This window comes from Salmonella sp. NW1250, from assembly GCF_051812965.1.
Lineage (GTDB): Bacteria > Pseudomonadota > Gammaproteobacteria > Enterobacterales > Enterobacteriaceae > Salmonella > Salmonella enterica.
On record NZ_JAMNDD010000003.1, the window covers coordinates 365,633 to 382,439 of the forward strand.

The 16,807-nt window shown below is 53.1% G+C and carries 15 protein-coding genes; 10 read left to right on the forward strand and 5 right to left on the reverse strand.

The genetic code is table 11. The features are described 5' to 3' along the window. The first annotated feature begins 64 nt into the window (after positions 1-64). A complete protein-coding gene (cobD, locus tag NBA72_RS07330) occupies positions 65-1,159 on the forward strand; it encodes a threonine-phosphate decarboxylase CobD (RefSeq protein WP_042948031.1) in 1,095 nt (364 codons plus the stop codon). Here the strand turns inward: cobD and nadD are convergent. The 4 genes from nadD to leuS are packed head-to-tail and all read right to left on the reverse strand — an operon-like array spanning position 1,134 to position 5,995. Then, positions 1,134-1,775 carry a nicotinate-nucleotide adenylyltransferase gene (nadD, locus tag NBA72_RS07335; RefSeq protein ID WP_023137128.1) on the reverse strand — a complete coding sequence of 214 codons (642 nt, stop codon included), beginning with the start codon at positions 1,773-1,775 and terminating at the stop codon, positions 1,134-1,136. The genes cobD and nadD overlap by 26 nt on opposite strands. Before the next feature lies 1 nt (position 1,776). Then, entirely contained in the window at positions 1,777-2,808 is a 1,032-nt protein-coding gene (holA, locus tag NBA72_RS07340) for a DNA polymerase III subunit delta (protein ID WP_042948029.1), read from the reverse strand. After that, positions 2,808-3,398 carry an LPS assembly lipoprotein LptE gene (lptE, locus tag NBA72_RS07345; protein WP_001269950.1) on the reverse strand — a complete coding sequence of 197 codons (591 nt, stop codon included), beginning with the start codon at positions 3,396-3,398 and terminating at the stop codon, positions 2,808-2,810. Before lptE ends, holA begins: the two co-directional genes overlap by 1 nt. A gap of 14 nt (positions 3,399-3,412) precedes the next feature. Further along, the gene (gene leuS / locus NBA72_RS07350) at positions 3,413-5,995 is read right to left on the reverse strand and encodes a leucine--tRNA ligase (RefSeq protein WP_001157912.1); all 2,583 of its coding nucleotides are present in this window, start codon (positions 5,993-5,995) and stop codon (positions 3,413-3,415) included. 236 nt (positions 5,996-6,231) lie between these two features. Between leuS and NBA72_RS07355 the strand changes: the two genes are divergently transcribed. The 5 genes from NBA72_RS07355 (at position 6,232) to NBA72_RS07375 (ending at position 11,327) form a co-directional block, all read left to right on the forward strand. Next, a complete protein-coding gene (locus tag NBA72_RS07355; protein ID WP_001574029.1) occupies positions 6,232-6,573 on the forward strand; it encodes a UxaA family hydrolase in 342 nt (113 codons plus the stop codon). Between the two features lie 16 nt (positions 6,574-6,589). Further along, positions 6,590-7,762 (forward strand): UxaA family hydrolase, encoded by a 1,173-nt coding sequence (locus tag NBA72_RS07360; RefSeq protein ID WP_001670689.1) that lies wholly within the window; start codon positions 6,590-6,592, stop codon positions 7,760-7,762. Between the two features lie 49 nt (positions 7,763-7,811). Then, on the forward strand, positions 7,812-8,765 hold the full coding sequence (locus tag NBA72_RS07365) for a 2-keto-3-deoxygluconate permease (protein WP_000694480.1): 954 nt from the start codon (positions 7,812-7,814) through the stop codon (positions 8,763-8,765). 67 nt (positions 8,766-8,832) lie between these two features. Continuing rightward, positions 8,833-10,761, forward strand: a complete 1,929-nt coding sequence (locus tag NBA72_RS07370) for a sigma-54 interaction domain-containing protein (protein ID WP_042948025.1) — start codon at positions 8,833-8,835, stop codon at positions 10,759-10,761. 92 nt (positions 10,762-10,853) lie between these two features. Next, positions 10,854-11,327 (forward strand): zinc ribbon-containing protein, encoded by a 474-nt coding sequence (locus tag NBA72_RS07375; RefSeq protein WP_001044885.1) that lies wholly within the window; start codon positions 10,854-10,856, stop codon positions 11,325-11,327. 38 nt (positions 11,328-11,365) lie between these two features. On the opposite strand, the gene NBA72_RS07380 is transcribed toward NBA72_RS07375, so the two are convergent. Further along, positions 11,366-12,361 carry a tetratricopeptide repeat protein gene (locus NBA72_RS07380; protein ID WP_001016627.1) on the reverse strand — a complete coding sequence of 332 codons (996 nt, stop codon included), beginning with the start codon at positions 12,359-12,361 and terminating at the stop codon, positions 11,366-11,368. A gap of 124 nt (positions 12,362-12,485) precedes the next feature. Here NBA72_RS07380 and NBA72_RS07385 point away from each other — a divergent pair, with 124 nt between their 5' ends. From NBA72_RS07385 to NBA72_RS07400, 4 genes are read left to right on the forward strand one after another with little or no spacing between them, the layout of a single operon-like run. After that, on the forward strand, positions 12,486-13,193 hold the full coding sequence (locus tag NBA72_RS07385; protein WP_042948023.1) for a DUF1266 domain-containing protein: 708 nt from the start codon (positions 12,486-12,488) through the stop codon (positions 13,191-13,193). Further along, positions 13,190-14,623, forward strand: coding sequence for a J domain-containing protein (locus NBA72_RS07390; protein ID WP_042948021.1), 1,434 nt, complete (start codon positions 13,190-13,192; stop codon positions 14,621-14,623). Before NBA72_RS07385 ends, NBA72_RS07390 begins: the two co-directional genes overlap by 4 nt. Positions 14,624-14,634: 11 nt before the next feature. After that, a complete protein-coding gene (locus NBA72_RS07395) occupies positions 14,635-15,339 on the forward strand; it encodes a DUF1266 domain-containing protein (protein WP_023206848.1) in 705 nt (234 codons plus the stop codon). After that, positions 15,336-16,799, forward strand: a complete 1,464-nt coding sequence (locus NBA72_RS07400) for a J domain-containing protein (protein ID WP_042948020.1) — start codon at positions 15,336-15,338, stop codon at positions 16,797-16,799. The genes NBA72_RS07395 and NBA72_RS07400 overlap by 4 nt, the downstream gene beginning before the upstream one ends. Positions 16,800-16,807: the final 8 nt, after the last annotated feature.

The following is a 16,807-nucleotide window of genomic DNA, read 5'->3' on the forward strand; positions in this document are numbered from 1 at the left end:
TGATAATGCCCCTGATTGCGCAACGTTTTTTTCACTAAAATAGCGTTTTTTGGCCGGAGGCATAATGGCGTTATTCAACAGCGCGCATGGCGGTAATATTCGGGAAGCCGCGACGGTGTTGGGCATCTCGCCTGACCAGTTACTGGATTTTAGCGCAAACATTAATCCGCTGGGTATGCCTGTCAGCGTGAAACGCGCGCTTATCGACAATCTGGACTGCATTGAGCGCTACCCGGACGCCGATTATTTTCATTTGCACCAGGCGCTGGCGCGTCATCATCAGGTGCCGGCATCGTGGATACTGGCGGGAAATGGCGAGACGGAGTCAATCTTTACCGTGGCGAGCGGTCTTAAACCGCGTCGTGCAATGATTGTCACGCCAGGTTTCGCGGAGTATGGCCGGGCGCTGGCGCAAAGTGGCTGTGAAATTCGTCGCTGGTCTCTACGCGAAGCGGATGGCTGGCAGCTTACCGATGCCATTCTTGAGGCGTTGACGCCCGATCTGGACTGCCTGTTTCTGTGTACGCCCAATAATCCTACCGGCCTGCTGCCGGAGCGGCAGTTATTACAGGCCATTGCCGTACGCTGCAAATCGCTGAACATTAACCTGATCCTGGATGAAGCGTTTATCGATTTTATTCCGCATGAGACGGGCTTTATTCCTGCTCTTAAAGATAATCCGCATATCTGGGTGCTGCGTTCGCTGACCAAATTTTATGCCATTCCCGGCCTGCGGTTGGGATATCTCGTCAATAGCGATGACGCGGCGGTGGCGCGGATGCGTCGCCAACAAATGCCGTGGTCGGTTAACGCGCTGGCGGCGCTTGCCGGTGAGGTAGCGTTACAGGATAGCGCCTGGCAACAGGCGACCTGGCATTGGTTACGGGAGGAGGGTGCCCGGTTTTATCAGGCGCTTTGTCAGCTCCCCCTGCTGACGGTCTATCCCGGGCGGGCAAACTATCTGTTGTTACGCTGTGAGCGAGAGGATATTGACCTGCAGCGACGGTTGCTGACGCAGCGGATTTTAATTCGTAGCTGCGCTAACTACCCGGGGCTGGACAGCCGCTATTATCGTGTGGCGATACGCAGCGCTGCGCAAAACGAGCGTCTGCTGGCGGCGCTGCGCAATGTGCTTACTGGTATAACCCCTGCTGATTGATGTAGTTCAGCACGTTTTCCGGCAACAGATCGTCGCAGGACTCGCCTTTTTCCAGCCGTTCGCGGATGAGGGTTGCGGAGATATTAAGCCAGGGCGTTTCCGCCAGGTAAATTTTACCGGCTGGCAACTGGTGCAGATCGTCTGGCGTATGGGTCAGATGCTGTTCCAGCCACTGCTGGTGTTGCGCCTGCGTCATTTCAAGGGGATAGCCCGGACGACGACAAACGATCAGGTGAGTGTTATCAAGGATGGTGTCGTAATCATGCCAGGTGGGGAAGTTAAGCAGCGAGTCCTGGCCGATAATAAACGCCAGCGGCGCTTCGGGACCCTGTTCTTCGCGCCATGCTTTCAGCGTTTGCGCAGTGTAAGAGGGCGCGTTTCGCTGTAGCTCGCGTTCATCCAGCGTAAAAAGCGGCTTATCGGCGATAGCCAGCTCCAGCATATATTTACGCTGCGCGCTGGAGGCTTCCGGCTGGGGGCGATGCGGCGGCACATTGTTAGGCATAATAATCACCCGCGATAAGCCGATCAGATTCGCCAGCGTTTCAACAGGTTTAAGATGTCCATAATGCACCGGATCAAAGGTGCCGCCGAATAAAGCCTGTAACGATTTCATATCACCCATCAATAAATACGTCTGCCAGCGCCTTATGGCAGAGCAGGAGCGACAGCCCTTCAAGATCTGCCCATACCGACTGACCATAATCCTGTTTGAGTGTAATTTCTGTACGCGTCAATAACTGCACGGCCTGGCGAAGCTGCGCAGGATGGAGACGCTGCAACGCGTCGCCGATCATGGGGCGACGGTTTTGCCAGACCCGGTGTTTATCAAACAGCGCGCGTAACGGCGTATGCGCGGACTGACGTTTGAGATTTACCAGTAGCAGCAGCTCTCGCTGGAGGGTCCGCAGCAGAATAACCGGTTCGCTGCCTTCAAGGCGTAGCTGTTGCAGAATATGCAGCGCGCGTTTGCTTTTCCCCATCAGTAACGCATCCACCCAGTGGAAAGGGGTAAAGTGGGCGGCGTCATTGACGGCCTGCTCCACGCGAGGAAGCGTTAACTTACCGTCAGGCCAAAGCAGCGACAGCCGTTCCAGCGCCTGCGCCAGCGCCAACAGATTGCCCTCATAGCAATAGCACAGCAGTTGGTTCGCGGCGTCATCCAGTTGCAAATTCTGTGCTTTCGCTCTGGCGGCCACCCAGCGGGGAAGCTGCGCCTGCTCCGGCGTCTGACAACTGACCTGAACGCTACGGTCTGCCAGCGTGGTATACCAGGCGGCGTTTTCCTGCGCTTTGGTGAATTTGTTTCCGCGTACTATTAATAACAGGTCGTCATGCAGCAGCTCGCTCAGCGTGGCGAGTTGCTCATTCATTGCCGCGTTAGGCCCGTTTTCCGGCAGTTGCAGCACCAGCGTTTGACGGCTGGCGAACAGACTCATCGCCTGGCAGAGTGAGAAAAGCGATCCCCAGTCGGTACTGGGATCGAGAGTAAAAGCGTGGTGCTCTTCGAAGCCTTGCGACGCAGCCGCCAGACGAATAGCGTCCTGACTTTCCTGCAGCAGCAGCGGATCGTTGCCCAATAGCAGATATGCCGCACGCAGCCCTTCGTTGAGCTGCGCGCGGAGTTGTTCAGGATACAACCTGATCATTAGTTACTCAGCGTAGTGGAGACGCGTGCTGGCGTAGAGGCGGGCGCCGCCGTCTCATTGTCGGCGGTAGCCTCCTCTTTCGTCGCCTGAATATCCGCCGCGCGGACGCTGGTCAGCTTACGAATCAGCTGTTCAGCGGCTTTGTCATACATCTCCTGAACGATCATGGCCTGCTCGTTATCCTTCGCCAACGCCATCTGCGGGTTATCGAAGAACGAACGGTACACTTTCGTGCTGATAGGATAGATGTCATGGCCCGGAATCAATACCGAGGCATTGACGGTCATCACCATCTGATATTCCGCCGTCTGGCCGTCCTGGAACACTGACGCCGTATCCTGCGAAATAGTCACCGTTCCAAGCCGCAGAGACGGAACGTCTTTGCGCGTTGTGTCTTTATCAAGCAGGTTTACGTTATTCAGCCGTAACTGATTACGTACCGCACGACTTAGCGGACCGTTCGGATCGCCGGAATCGAGGATCATCGTTTTCATTGAAGCCGGAACCTGCGTAGTGCTACGCAGATGCCAGCCGCATCCGGCGGTGACCAGCACCGCCAGAGATAACAACAGTGTTACCAGATATCGCACGCTTCCTCCCGCGCTTAGCCAACAACCAGATTGAGGAGTTTACCCGGAACGTAAATCACTTTACGCACGGTAACGCCATCAAGATATTTTGCCACCAGATGTTCCTGGCCTGCACGTTCACGCACCTGTTCTTCGGTGGCATCCACCGCAACGGTGATCTTACCGCGAACTTTACCGTTAACCTGCACGACAACCAGCGTGGTGTTTTCCACCATTGCCTGCTCGTCGGCAACCGGCCACGGCGCGTTGTCGATATCGCCTTCGCCACCCAGTTCCTGCCACAAGGTAAAGCAGACGTGCGGGGTGAACGGGTTAAGCATACGCACGACGGCCTGCAGCGCTTCCTGAAGCAGTGCGCGGTCTTGTTCGCCTTCCTGCGGGGCTTTCGCCAGTTTGTTCATCAACTCCATGATCGCCGCAATGGCGGTGTTGAACGTCTGACGGCGGCCGATATCATCGGTCACTTTGGCAATGGTTTTATGCACATCGCGACGCAGCGCTTTTTGATCTTCGCTCAGCGCATCGACGTTCAGCGCCGCGACAGGACCTTTAGCGGTGTGTTCGTAAACCAGCTTCCAGACGCGTTTAATAAAGCGGTTTGCGCCTTCTACGCCGGACTCCTGCCATTCCAGAGTCATATCCGCCGGAGAAGCGAACATCATAAACAGGCGTACCGTGTCCGCGCCATAACGTTCAACCATTACCTGCGGGTCGATACCGTTATTTTTCGACTTGGACATTTTACTCATGCCAGTGTAGACCAGCTCATGACCCGCTGCGTCTTTTGCTTTGACGATGCGGCCTTTTTCATCGCGCTCGACGATAGCGTCAACTGGCGAAACCCAGTTACGTTCGCCGTTCTCGCCGACATAATAGAACGCATCCGCCAGCACCATGCCCTGACACAGCAACTGCTTAGCCGGCTCGTCAGAGGTGACCATGCCCGCATCGCGCATCAGCTTATGGAAGAAGCGGAAGTAGAGCAGGTGCATGATGGCATGTTCAATACCGCCGATGTAGATGTCGACTGGCAGCCAGTAGTTTGCCGCTTTCGAATCCAGCATTCCTTCCTGATACTGCGGGCAGGTATAACGCGCGTAGTACCATGACGATTCCATAAAGGTGTCGAAGGTGTCGGTTTCACGCAGCGCCGGCATACCGTTAACGGTGGTTTTCGCCCACTCAGGATCGGCCTTGATCGGGCTGGTGATGCCGTCCATGACGACGTCTTCCGGCAAAATAACCGGCAGTTGATCTTCCGGCGTCGGCAGCACTGTGCCGTCTTCCAGGGTGACCATCGGGATCGGCGCGCCCCAGTAACGCTGACGGGAAACGCCCCAGTCACGCAGACGGTAGTTCACTTTACGTTCGCCGACGCCTTTTTCCGCCAGTTTATCGGCAATGGCGTTAAACGCCGCTTCAAAGGCCAGACCGTCGAACTCGCCGGAGTTAAACAGCACGCCTTTTTCGGTCAGCGCCTGTTCGGAAAGATCCGGCTCGGAACCGTCAGCGGCCAGAATCACCGGCTTGATGGTCAAACCGTATTTGGAGGCAAATTCGTAGTCGCGCTGATCGTGACCCGGAACGGCCATCACCGCGCCAGTGCCGTACTCCATCAGGACAAAGTTTGCCGCCCAGACCGGGATCTCTTCGCCAGTTAACGGATGAATCGCTTTAAAGCCGGTGTCGACGCCTTTTTTCTCCATGGTCGCCATTTCGGCTTCGGCCACTTTGGTGTTACGGCATTCGTCGATGAACGCCGCCAGCTCGGCGTTATTCGCCGCCGCTTTTTGCGCCAGCGGATGACCGGCGGCCACTGCCAGGTAGGTGGCGCCCATAAAGGTATCCGGGCGGGTGGTATAGACGGTCAGGGTGTTATCGTAACCCTTCACATCGAAGGTGATTTCCACGCCTTCAGAGCGGCCAATCCAGTTGCGCTGCATCGTTTTTACGGTATCAGGCCAGTGGTCCAGCTTATCCAGATCGCGCAACAGCTCGTCTGCGTAAGCGGTGATTTTGATAAACCACTGTGGGATCTCTTTACGCTCAACTTTGGTGTCGCAGCGCCAGCAGCAGCCGTCGATCACCTGTTCGTTGGCGAGAACGGTCTGATCGTTCGGGCACCAGTTAACGGCAGAAGTCTTCTTGTACACCAGGCCTTTTTTATACAGCTCGGTGAAGAACTTCTGTTCCCAACGGTAGTATTCCGGGGTGCAGGTCGCGATTTCACGGCTCCAGTCATAGCCAAAACCCAGCGTTTTGAGCTGGTTTTTCATGTACGCGATGTTGTCGTACGTCCACGGCGCTGGCGCGGTGTTGTTCTTCACCGCCGCGCCTTCCGCCGGCAGGCCGAAGGCGTCCCAGCCGATTGGCTGCAGCACGTTTTTGCCCAGCATACGCTGGTAGCGGGCAACCACGTCGCCGATGGTGTAGTTACGTACGTGGCCCATGTGTAGTCGGCCAGAAGGATAGGGAAGCATCGACAGGCAGTAATACTTCTCTTTGCTCTCGTCTTCGGTCACTTCAAATGTGCGCTTCTCATCCCAGTGAAGCTGTACTTTGGATTCTATCTCTTCCGGGCGGTATTGCTCTTGCATGGCAGCCAGTAGTCCTGTTTTCGATACAGCTACAAATGTAGCTTTAGAGGTGGTGTTTAGATCCGCATAGCATAGCCCAAACACGCACGTCAAAACAGGGGGTAGAACATTTGTCGCGCCAGGCGTCCATGAGCAGGTGACGCAAAATGCGACACGACTGAGGCAAATTACCGCAGTTCCTGTCACCGCCAGATCGGCCCATAAAAATAAAGTCATATAAAACATACAATTAAAAAATGGCACGCCTTTTGATTAGGGAAGACAGGACTAAAGCAAAGGAGTTAATCGTGAAAAAAAATGCAGTGGTGATTCACCCTCAGGATTGCGTCGCGACGGCTATTACGGCGCTCAAGGCCGGCGAAACCGCCACAATGTTCATTGGCGAACGCGAGATAAGCGTTGTGTTACATCAGGATGTGCCATTTGGCCACAAATTCGCCATCTGCGATGTGCCTTTTCATGGCGAAGTTTATAAATATGGCGAATCCATTGGCCGCGCCACTCAGGAAATAAAAAGTGGCGACTATGTGCACGTCCACAATGTGGAAAGCGAACGCGGACGTGGTGACTGGAAATAATATAAAACAAGGGAAAATGATTATGAGCAATGAGACTTTTTTGGGTTTCCGCCGCCCTGACGGCCGTTTTGGCATCCGTAATTATGTACTGATTTTACCTACCAGCGTTTGTGCGAATAAAGTTGCCCAGGATATTGCCCGGCAGGTAAAAGGCGCGACATGGGTGAATAACGATTTTGGCTGCTGCCAGGTAGCAGGCGATGCGCGTCTGACGGAAAAAACATTGATTAATGTGGCGAATAATCCCAACGTCGGCGCTATTGTGGTTGTGGGCTTAGGCTGTGAAGGCGCGGAGCCGCTGCGCATCGCAGAAGAGATTACCGCATTTGGCAAACCGACTTCCTGCATTACCATTCAGGAAGAGGGCGGCACGCTTAAATGTCAGGCCAGGGGGATTTCGCTGGCCCGCGACTATGCGCAACAACTCTCCATGCAAAAACCGCAGCAAGCACCGGTTAGCGAGCTGCTGCTGGCGATGGAGTGCGGCGGGTCAGATACTACATCGGGGCTGGCGTCTAACCCTTCCTGCGGGGTCGCCTCGGATAAGCTGATACGCTGTGGCGGAAGCTCAATTCTTTCTGAAACGACGGAATTTATTGGCGCCGAGCATGTGATGGCGAAACGCGCGGTGACGCCGGAGGTTGGTCAACAGCTCATTGATTTAGTGGTCGGCTGCGAGGCGCGAGCAAAAGCGCTGGGCGAGGATATTCGCGGGGGACAGCCGACGCCGGGCAATATTAAAGGCGGGTTGACTACCATTGAAGAAAAATCGTTAGGCTGTATGCATAAAGCGGGTCATGCGCCGTTACAGGGCGTACTGGAATATGCCGATAGCCCAACGCATCCTGGCCTGTGGATTATGGATACCCCGGGGCAGGATATTGAATCTATTTCCGGCATGGTGGCGGGTGGAGCGCAGATCGTTATTTTTACTACCGGTCGCGGAACGCCTGCCGGTAACCCAATAGCGCCGGTAATAAAAATTACGGGTAATAAAGCAACGTGGGAAATGATGCAGGACAATATTGATATTGATGTGTCCGCCATTATGTCTGGCGAGGCTTCTATTACGCAAATGGGCGAGGAAATTTATCAGGAAATTTTACGCGTCGCGAATGGGAAAACGACTAAATCAGAAGATTTAGGTCATAACGAATTCTCTATTTATAAGATCGCGCCGACGTTCTGATACCAAATCGGGCAGCACAAGCTGTCCGGTTATCTCCTGGGAATAAGCTATGAAAATTAAAAAAACACTGGAACGTTTTCCTGGTGGTATGATGGTTGTACCGCTGATCATCGGCGCATTGTTTAAAACCTTTGCGCCGGAGGCGCTGGAAATAGGCGGTTTTGTCACCTCTATTTCGCATGGCGCAATGGCGATTTTAGGCATGTTTTTAGTCTGTATGGGCGCGGATATCCAGTTTAAAGCCGCGCCGAAAGCGTTGAAAAAAGGCGCTGCGATCACCTTTGCGAAATTTGCCAGCGGCGTGATTATTGGCATTCTGGTCGGAAAATTTTGCGGCCCGGATGGGTTATTAGGTCTGTCGGCTTTAGCGATTATTTCGGCGATGACCAACTCGAACAGTGGGTTATATGCCGCGTTGGTGGGGGAGTACGGCGATGAAACCGACGGCGGCGCGATTGCGGTAATATCGTTGAACGATGGTCCCTTTTTCACCATGCTGGCGTTAGGGTCGGCAGGCATGGTGTCGATACCCTTTATGAATCTGGTGGCGGTTATTATTCCCATTATCATTGGCATGATTTTGGGCAATCTGGATGAGGACATGCGCAAGTTTCTTAAACAGGGCAGCGTGGTAACGATTCCCTTTTTTGCCTTTGGGTTAGGATACGGTATTGATTTCGCAAGACTTATCACGGCAGGTTCTTCAGGCATTTTACTGGGACTCATGACGGTGGCGATTGGCGGATTTTTTAATATTTTCGCCGATCGTGTGACGGGAGGCAGCGGCGTGGCAGGCGCGGCGGTATCCACCACCTCTGGCAACGCCGTCGCGACGCCAGCGGCAATCGCGCTGCTCGATCCGCATTTTACTGACCTGGCGTCGACGGCGGCGGCGCAGGTGGCGGCCTCGACGATTATTACCGCTCTGTGCGCCCCCTTCCTGACCGTATGGATAAAAAAACGCTACGATCGTAAACTGAACCCAGCCGCCGCAGGCGGTTAGCGTTTCGGCGGAAAATAAATCACGACGGGCGGTCTCGCCCGTTTATAAACCAACAGGATGGTGAGTGATGAATAAGACGAAAGATATAGCCGCATCTCCTCTCTGTTTTGTCTCTCCTTATCCGCAACTGGCAAAGGCTGCCGAGGCGCTGGTCGCGCAGTTGGATTACGCCGTCACTATTCATCAAACGACGCTTAATCGTATCCTGGATGAGCTACCTTTATTAGAGTCCCGTGGGCACCAGGTACTGATTAGTCGTGGCGGCTGTGCGGAAATATTAAAAAAGCACAGTAAATTACCGGTAGTCGAAATTAAAATGTCCGGCTACGACATTCTTGATGCGCTTATCCCTTTTAAAGGACAAAAAGGCACTGTCGGTATTGTCGGCTTTTCCAGTGTGATCAAAGGATGCGCGCGCGTAGCGGAACAGTTAAATATTAACTATAAAATTTTTACCTTACAGGGAAATGATAAAGAAACGATTTCTTGCCTGAAGCGGCAATTAGCGTCCACGCCATTAGATTGCATTGTTGGCGATACCGTTTGTCAGGATTATTTTTCACCGCTGGGCTCGCAATTCCGTTTACTTGATTCCAGCCCCGCCTCAATAACCGAAGCTCTGGAAGAAGCCCGCTCATTATATCTGGCTTTTCGCAGCCAATTACTCGAGCGTCATCATCTGCAGCTGATTCTCGATCAGTTTGATAAAGCAGTTATCACGCTTGATGATACCGGCGCGTTACTGCATTATAATAAATATGCGAGCCAACTTTTTAAAATTAACGCCTCCGGTGAAATTTATGACGCATCTTTCCTGAAACAGGTATTGCACCAGGAGCGGCATACATTACGCGAGGGAAAAACCGTCAGCGCGAAAGTCGTCGATACGCCGCAAGGCGCGATGGTGGTTAATCTGTATCCGGTATTTGCGGCCAGACAGTTAAGCCGGGTAGTGTTGACGATGCAAACCGTCTCCAGTTTACAGGGGGTGGAACATCATGTTCGCCGCCAGGAACTGTCTCGCCGTGGCTTGAGCGCCCGCTATCATTTCGACGATCTGCTTACCGAAAACCCGGAAATGCTGCGTCGTCTGGCGATCATTAAAAATTATGCCGGTACGGACGCGACTATCTTAATTAATGGCGAAAGCGGGACGGGAAAAGAGGTGCTGGCGCAAAGTATTCATAATGCCAGCCAACGCGTCAACGGCCCGTTTGTCGCCATTAACTGCGGCGCGATGGCCCCTCAGATTCTGGAGAGCGAACTCTTTGGCTATGTCGCTGGCGCATTTACCGGCGCGTCGCCGAAAGGCAAAATAGGCCTGTTTGAATTAGCGCACCACGGTACCATTTTTCTGGATGAGATTAGCGAACTGGATAAACCGCTACAGACGCGCTTATTACGGGTATTGCAGGAGCGGCAGATTATGCGGCTGGGCTCAGACCAGATGATACCTGTTGATATTCGCGTGATTGCGGCGACCAATCAGACGTTAACGAAGCTCATTGCGGACGGGACATTTCGCGAAGATCTTTATTATCGGCTTAACGTATTAAAAGTAACCACTATCCCGCTACGCAAACGTCCGGAGGATATCAAAGCCATCGGCCTGTCGCTGCTTACTAGTTTCAGCCAGCATTATAAACGCCCGGCACTAACGTTAACCCCGGCGCTGTGGCAAGAGCTTCAGCGCTTCGCCTGGCCCGGAAACGTCAGGCAGTTAAGCAATATTATCGAACGGCTGGTGCTCTCTATTGATCACTCCCCGGCAACGCTGGATGAGGGCCGCCTCTTGCTGGACGATCTGGAAGAGGGGAGCCGACGCGAGCCAAGTACCTGCCACGACTGCCAGATGCTGGCTGGCGATTATAAAACGATTCGCCTGCGTATTCTGAGAAAATTATTAGAGGCGGAAAGGGATAATAAATCGTTAGTGGCGAAACGGTTAAATGTCGATCGTACCTCGCTGACGCGCTGGATACGCGAGTCGGCCTGACAAGAATTTACAGACTCTGTGGGCAGCCTTGCAAAGCGTAACGCAAATAACGTCTATTATTATAGGCAGTTAACGATCCAAGAGGTGAAGTGATGAACAAGGTTGCTCAATATTACCGTGAACTGGTGGCCTCATTAAGCGAGCGTTTACGCAATGGCGAGCGCGACATTGATGCGCTGGTGGAGCAGGCGCGCCAGCGCGTGATGCAAACAGGGGAGTTAACGCGAACCGAGGTGGACGAACTGACGCGCGCTGTCAGACGCGATCTGGAAGAGTTCGCCATGAGCTACGAAGAGAGCCAGGAAGATAGCGTCTTCTTGCGGGTGATTAAAGAGAGTCTCTGGCAGGAACTGGCGGACATTACCGACAAAACCCAGCTGGAATGGCGTGAAGTCTTCCAGGATTTGAATCACCACGGCGTGTATCACAGTGGCGAAGTGGTGGGGTTGGGGAATCTGGTGTGCGAGAAATGCCACTATCATCTGGCGGTTTACACGCCGGATGTGCTGCCGCTCTGCCCGAAGTGTGGGCACGATCAGTTCCAGCGCAGGCCGTTTGAGCCGTAAGATTCATTATCGTGAGCGGACGGTTGCCGTCCGCCATGTTAAGCGTGCAGTTGGGCTTCCAGTTTGCGGATCTCTTCGTCGACGTTCCATTTGCCCGTGGGCTGTGCTTTTTTGAACCAGTAAAGCGCTTGTTGTAGGTCTTGTGCGGTACCGTATCCATCTCTGTACATGCATCCGAGGTTGTACCAGCCCGATGAATTGTTACATTCTGCTGATTTGTGGAACCATTCCAGTGCTAGCGAATAATTTTGCTCGACGCCATGACCGCATTTGTACATCCAGCCGATACTGTTATAGGCATCATCGTCACCCTGGTCTGCCGCTTTTCGAAACCAGTATATTGCCTGCTGGTAATCTTGTTTGATACCTTTTCCGATGTAATAACAATAGCCCATCTGATATTGCGAGTAGCTGCTCTCTTGTAGCGCGCTCTTCTTGTACCAAAGGGCGGCAAGGGATAAATTTTTTCGACATCCTTTCCCATTGCCATACATATACGCCAGTCTTTCCTGGCTGGCGCAATGGCCTTGTAATGCTGCCTGTTTAAACCAGTAGAGTGCCTGTGTATCATTTTGCTCTACGCCAGTTCCTGAATGATACATTCTCCCGAGATTATATTGCGCAAGGTTGTGGCTCTGTTCTGCTCCTTTGCGATACCAGGCAACGGCCTGGGCATAATCTGGCGCCATCCCGGTTTCTCCTTCCTGAACCCAGCCTAATGTGTTGAAAGCGTGGCGGTGTCCTTGCTGTGCGGCTTTTTCTGACCAGAATAAAGCCAGTGTATTATCTTTCATGTCGGTAGGCGTGTCTTTGTATCTTAAGCCGAGCCAATATTGCGCCTCGCAGTGTCCTTGCTCGGCCGCCTGCTGTAGCCAATAAAAAGAGAGCTTATCCTCTTCGCTGCCATCTATACGTTCGTCATTATATAAACGGCCTAATATATATTGAGCTTCACTATTTCCTGACTGCGCCAGTTCGGTTAATTGTGCTAAAGATACGTTGTCGCAGGGATGACTGGTTATGGAATGATTCATTTTTTAATTTATCCCGCCATTGTTTTTTAGATTAATAATATATTGCGATTTGGCTTTGTTGTACTCTATTTTAGTTTTCAATTGCGTTTTTATTTGTAGCGTGAATATATTTTGGCGATTTATTATGGATAAAGAATCACAATATTTACTCTTTGCACTTTCCTCGCCGATGGAAGTATTGAACGAGGACTGTTTACCGTCACATTCGTCACCGAAAATGTATTTAGGGATAAAACGTTTCGATCTTGAATCGTCGTGGGGTATTGAAAATCGTGATGAGCTGCTTCAGACCATTTCCCGCATGACGGATGACGGTCATGCCACACAACTGGAATGGCTATATCGCCGCTGGTTTAGGTATGCGCCGCAGGAGTGGCAGGAGTATACCGACGCGCTGGACGAGGGAGATCGCATTTATGCCCGATTCGTCGCTGATACCGCCGTGTGTTGCGGCGAAGGTGGTATTCGTAGCTGGGATTATGTGCGGATGGGGTTTCTCTGCCGCATGGGCGTGCTCAATGAATGGCTAACAGAAGATGAGGGCCTGTGGCTGCAGTCGCGGATACAGCTTCGTGCGCTCAGCTATTATTCCGGCTGGTTGCAATATTTCAGCGCTTATTACACCGGGCGTTTGTACTGGCAGTTACGGAATGGCGATAACCTACCGTTGCTACGCGAGACATTCGCCCGTAAGGAGTTTGATGACGCGGGGCGACGTATGATGAATAAGCTGATCGCCGGGAAGGACAGTTTTTACGCCACGCTGCCGTGGCGCTACCTGCCCCATTACCCTGAATGCCCGGACACGCTTCAGGAGGTGAGCGATCTATGAAAACCTGTTGGCAAGTCCTTGGCATTGAGGCCACCACGGATACCGACGCCATTCGTCAGGCTTATCTGGCGCTGCTGCCGTCATTTCATCCGGAAACCGATCCGCAGGGTTTTAAGCTATTGCGAGAAGCCTATGAGAATGCATTGCAGGGGACAACATCGCCCGCCATAACGATGGTTGAAGAGGATCCCGATACCCCGTGGGTGAATTATCTCAGGGAGATATTCGGTGATTTGCTGGCGGATGGCGAACGGCGCTTTCAGCCGCAGGCATGGCAGGAGTTTATCCAACAGATCAATAAATTATCGATTTCACAGGTCGAAAAATCGCGCTGGTGGCTGTGCGCTATCGCGATGAAGACCTTTCCTATTTCGTACTCGTGTCTGAAACTGCTGTCAGATCGCCTGGCCTGGGAACAGGGGAGTGATAATCGAGATGTCGATGCCGAGGAGGTGGAGGATCTTTTGTTTGAAATCCGCCGTGGCGACCTGTTTGATTATTCGCTATTGCTGCATTTGCCAGTGACGGTACAAAACCAGACCATTGCTTTTTATGATGCCCTGGACAACACCTTTTTCGAGCATCCTCTCTATTTCGCCCAACTTATGGCCCAGCACGGCCCGTGGATTGTCCCGGACGATCTGCGCTTTCACCGACGCTTGTTACGCTGGTTCAGCACCTTGCACTGGGGTATTGCGGAGCTGCTGCCTGTCGCCCTGGCATGGCAGGAAGCCGAACCCGATAACGCAACGCCGGGTTATTACTACTTAGCCCAGCGCGTATTTTGCGGTGAAGGCGATAGCCTGCTGCCAGAACTTTACGCGCAGTGGTGGGCGCATCCTTCTACCCAGCTTGACGATCTGTTGCTGCGCTGGTGTCGCCAGCATCGGCCGGACTTTTTCCCGCTGCTGGTGATGGCGGTTGAGGGGCGTGAGCAGGTGGATATTAACGCTGAACAACTGCTCTATATTCCCGGCTCAAGCGCTCGTTCCTGCTTGCTGTGGGCCGAGGCGCTGCACAGCGGCGCATTATCGCCGCTAAGCGAAAGTTTTATTGCGCGGCGTTTGAATTATGGCGCGCCAGCGATGAGTGAGGCGCATAGCCAGCATCCATACTGGCTGTTGTATCAGGTGGCGGATAGCCTGGCGTGCGCCGAGGAGCCGTCAGCGGCATTGTTACAGAGTCTGGTAACGAAGCTTGATGCGCCGGATATCTGCCCGTTGGAAGCGCTGGTTATTCGCGGGTTGCTGGGGCGGGCTGCGGCTGTCGCCACACCGTGTGAAGCTGTAGTCGCAGATGAAGAACCGGCGACGACAGTGACTTCGCCGAGTTCGGAGGAATCTGGCGGCGGCTTTGGCCTCTGGCAGGTGATTAAAATCATTTTATTTATTGGCGTTGTCGGCCATGTATTACGCCAGTTTATGCATTAGGGATATCGAATATGGACAAGGAAGAACAATATTTACTTTTTGCGCTCTCCACGCCGATGGAGGTGCTAAACAGTCGTGCCATTGGCGCGAAACCTTCGCACTTCTCCCCGGCAATGTATACCGGGAAAACACACTTTGATCTCTCCGATTCATGGGGGATTGATAACCGTGAAGATCTTATTCAAACCATCTATCGGATGACGGACGATGGTCATGCGGCAGATTTGGCTCCCTTTTATATCCGCTGGTTTACGCTATCTCCTCGCCAATGGCGCGAATTTACCGCGCAGTTTGGCGAGCAGGGTCAGATTTATGCGCGATTTGTTGCCGAAACCGCACTATGCTGCGGACGCGGCGGCATTAAAGCCTGGGACTATGTGCGTATGGGGTTTTTATGCCGGATGGGGGTGTTGAATCAATGGCTGACGGAAGAGGAAAGCCTGTGGCTGCAATCGCGTATCTATGCGCGGGCGCACTATTTTTACGACGGCTGGACGCAATATTTTGCCGCCTATTCGTTGGGTCGGCTGTACTGGCAGGCCGAAGGGGACGCCATGCAGGCATATTTTGCCCACCTAAAGTACGACGCTTCAGGCGCACGGATGTTTAATGAACTGACCTCTACGACAGAGAGTTATTATGCGCAGCTACCGTGGCGACCACTCAACGAACAACCGACATGCCCGGAAACGCTTAAAGGAGTGAGCGATTTATGAATATCTGTTGGGAAATCCTGGGCATTGAACCCACCACCGATCTGGAATGTATCCGTCAGGCTTATCTTGCCCTGTTGCCCTCATTTCACCCTGAGAGCGATCCGCAGGGTTTTAAGCGATTGCGCCAGGCCTATGAAGAAGCGCAGCACTGGGCCGCCTCGCCTGCGGAAGATGTAAAAACGGAAGAGGTGGGCGACGAACATGAAATACTGGTGGCGTTCAGGGAATTGCTGGCATCAGAGCGCGATCGCTTTCAGCCCTCGGCATGGCAGAAATTTATTCAGCAATTGAACCAGTGTTCAATGGATGAGATAGATAAGCTGCGCTGGCAGTTGTGCGACATCGCCATGAAAACGGAAACGATCTCGCTGTCTTGCCTGGCATTGTTGGTGCAGCGTCTGAACTGGCAGCCGCAGGAAGCAGACGATGATGCTGAGGGAGAAGAGCTGGAAGCATTTCTGGAGACCGTAAAGCGGGGCGATGCGTTTGATCTGCTAAGTCTGGCCAAATTGCCTCTTGTTGTTCAAGACCAAACTGACGCCTACTTTTTTAAGCTTGAGCATATCTGGCGCTTTTATCCCGAACATTTTGCCGACGCTCTACAGGTTCAGGGAGCCTGGATAATTCCCGATGATAAACAGCTGCATCGTAAACTATTACACTGGTTTAGCGCCGAGCAGTGGGGCATGGCGGAACTGGTCGATATTGCTCGTCGCTGGCAGGCCGCGGAGCCGGATAACGAAGATGCGCACTATTACCTGTGCAAACAGCGTTTGCTCTGCGGTGAAGGGGAAAGCCTGTTGGCCGATCTTTGCGATTTCTGGCAGCGTTATCCCTCCACGCAGGCGGACGACCTGTTGCTGGGCTGGTGCCGCCAGCATCGGCCTGATTTCTTCCCGCTGGCGGTGATGGCGGTCGAAGCGCGCTGTATGGCGGATGCCGAATATGTGCCCGGTGAAAGCGCGCGCACGCGTTTACTGTGGGCCGACATTTTGCACAGCGGTAGGTTATCACCGCTGGGGCGTTCATTTGTTGACTCCCTGTTTTATAAGCGAAAAGCGATGGCGTGGGCAAATTCACGGCTGAGTACCCAGGGGGAACCCGAAACGCCGCTGTTGGATCTGTACCGGACGGCGGAGCAGGTGGTGCTGGAAGCGTTTCCCAAAGAAAAGCCCTTTTTTCGCCTGCTGATCCGGCTGGAGGAGGGGCAAGCCTGTCCGCTGGAGGCGCTGATAACCCAGGCATTGTCATCAAAAATCGCCATGAAGCCAGGCGATATTCGCGACAAAAAGGAGCTGGCGGAAGAGCTCAGACTGGCGGCTGAGAAAAAATTGTCTTCTGAAGCGAAAACCGAAGCACCCCGTCAGGCGGAATCTGGCGGGGTGATGAAAATCATGAAAATTGTCGGTTTGATCGCGTTGATTGTCTGCGCGTTAAATCGATTCTTCCATTTTTTCTGAACAGGGGC

What these genes read in the sequence shown, in the direction of transcription:
- cobD (WP_042948031.1), top strand. Translation starts at nt 65, where the DNA reads ATGGCGTTATTCAACAGCGCGCATGGCGGTAATATTCGGGAAGCCGCG.
- nadD (WP_023137128.1), bottom strand. Translation starts at nt 1,775, where the DNA reads ATGAAATCGTTACAGGCTTTATTCGGCGGCACCTTTGATCCGGTGCAT.
- holA (WP_042948029.1), bottom strand. Translation starts at nt 2,808, where the DNA reads ATGATCAGGTTGTATCCTGAACAACTCCGCGCGCAGCTCAACGAAGGG.
- leuS (WP_001157912.1), bottom strand. Translation starts at nt 5,995, where the DNA reads ATGCAAGAGCAATACCGCCCGGAAGAGATAGAATCCAAAGTACAGCTT.
- NBA72_RS07355 (WP_001574029.1), top strand. Translation starts at nt 6,232, where the DNA reads ATGGCACGCCTTTTGATTAGGGAAGACAGGACTAAAGCAAAGGAGTTA.
- NBA72_RS07360 (WP_001670689.1), top strand. Translation starts at nt 6,590, where the DNA reads ATGATTATGAGCAATGAGACTTTTTTGGGTTTCCGCCGCCCTGACGGC.
- NBA72_RS07365 (WP_000694480.1), top strand. Translation starts at nt 7,812, where the DNA reads ATGAAAATTAAAAAAACACTGGAACGTTTTCCTGGTGGTATGATGGTT.
- NBA72_RS07370 (WP_042948025.1), top strand. Translation starts at nt 8,833, where the DNA reads ATGAATAAGACGAAAGATATAGCCGCATCTCCTCTCTGTTTTGTCTCT.
- NBA72_RS07375 (WP_001044885.1), top strand. Translation starts at nt 10,854, where the DNA reads ATGAACAAGGTTGCTCAATATTACCGTGAACTGGTGGCCTCATTAAGC.
- NBA72_RS07380 (WP_001016627.1), bottom strand. Translation starts at nt 12,361, where the DNA reads ATGAATCATTCCATAACCAGTCATCCCTGCGACAACGTATCTTTAGCA.
- NBA72_RS07385 (WP_042948023.1), top strand. Translation starts at nt 12,486, where the DNA reads ATGGATAAAGAATCACAATATTTACTCTTTGCACTTTCCTCGCCGATG.
- NBA72_RS07390 (WP_042948021.1), top strand. Translation starts at nt 13,190, where the DNA reads ATGAAAACCTGTTGGCAAGTCCTTGGCATTGAGGCCACCACGGATACC.
- NBA72_RS07395 (WP_023206848.1), top strand. Translation starts at nt 14,635, where the DNA reads ATGGACAAGGAAGAACAATATTTACTTTTTGCGCTCTCCACGCCGATG.
- NBA72_RS07400 (WP_042948020.1), top strand. Translation starts at nt 15,336, where the DNA reads ATGAATATCTGTTGGGAAATCCTGGGCATTGAACCCACCACCGATCTG.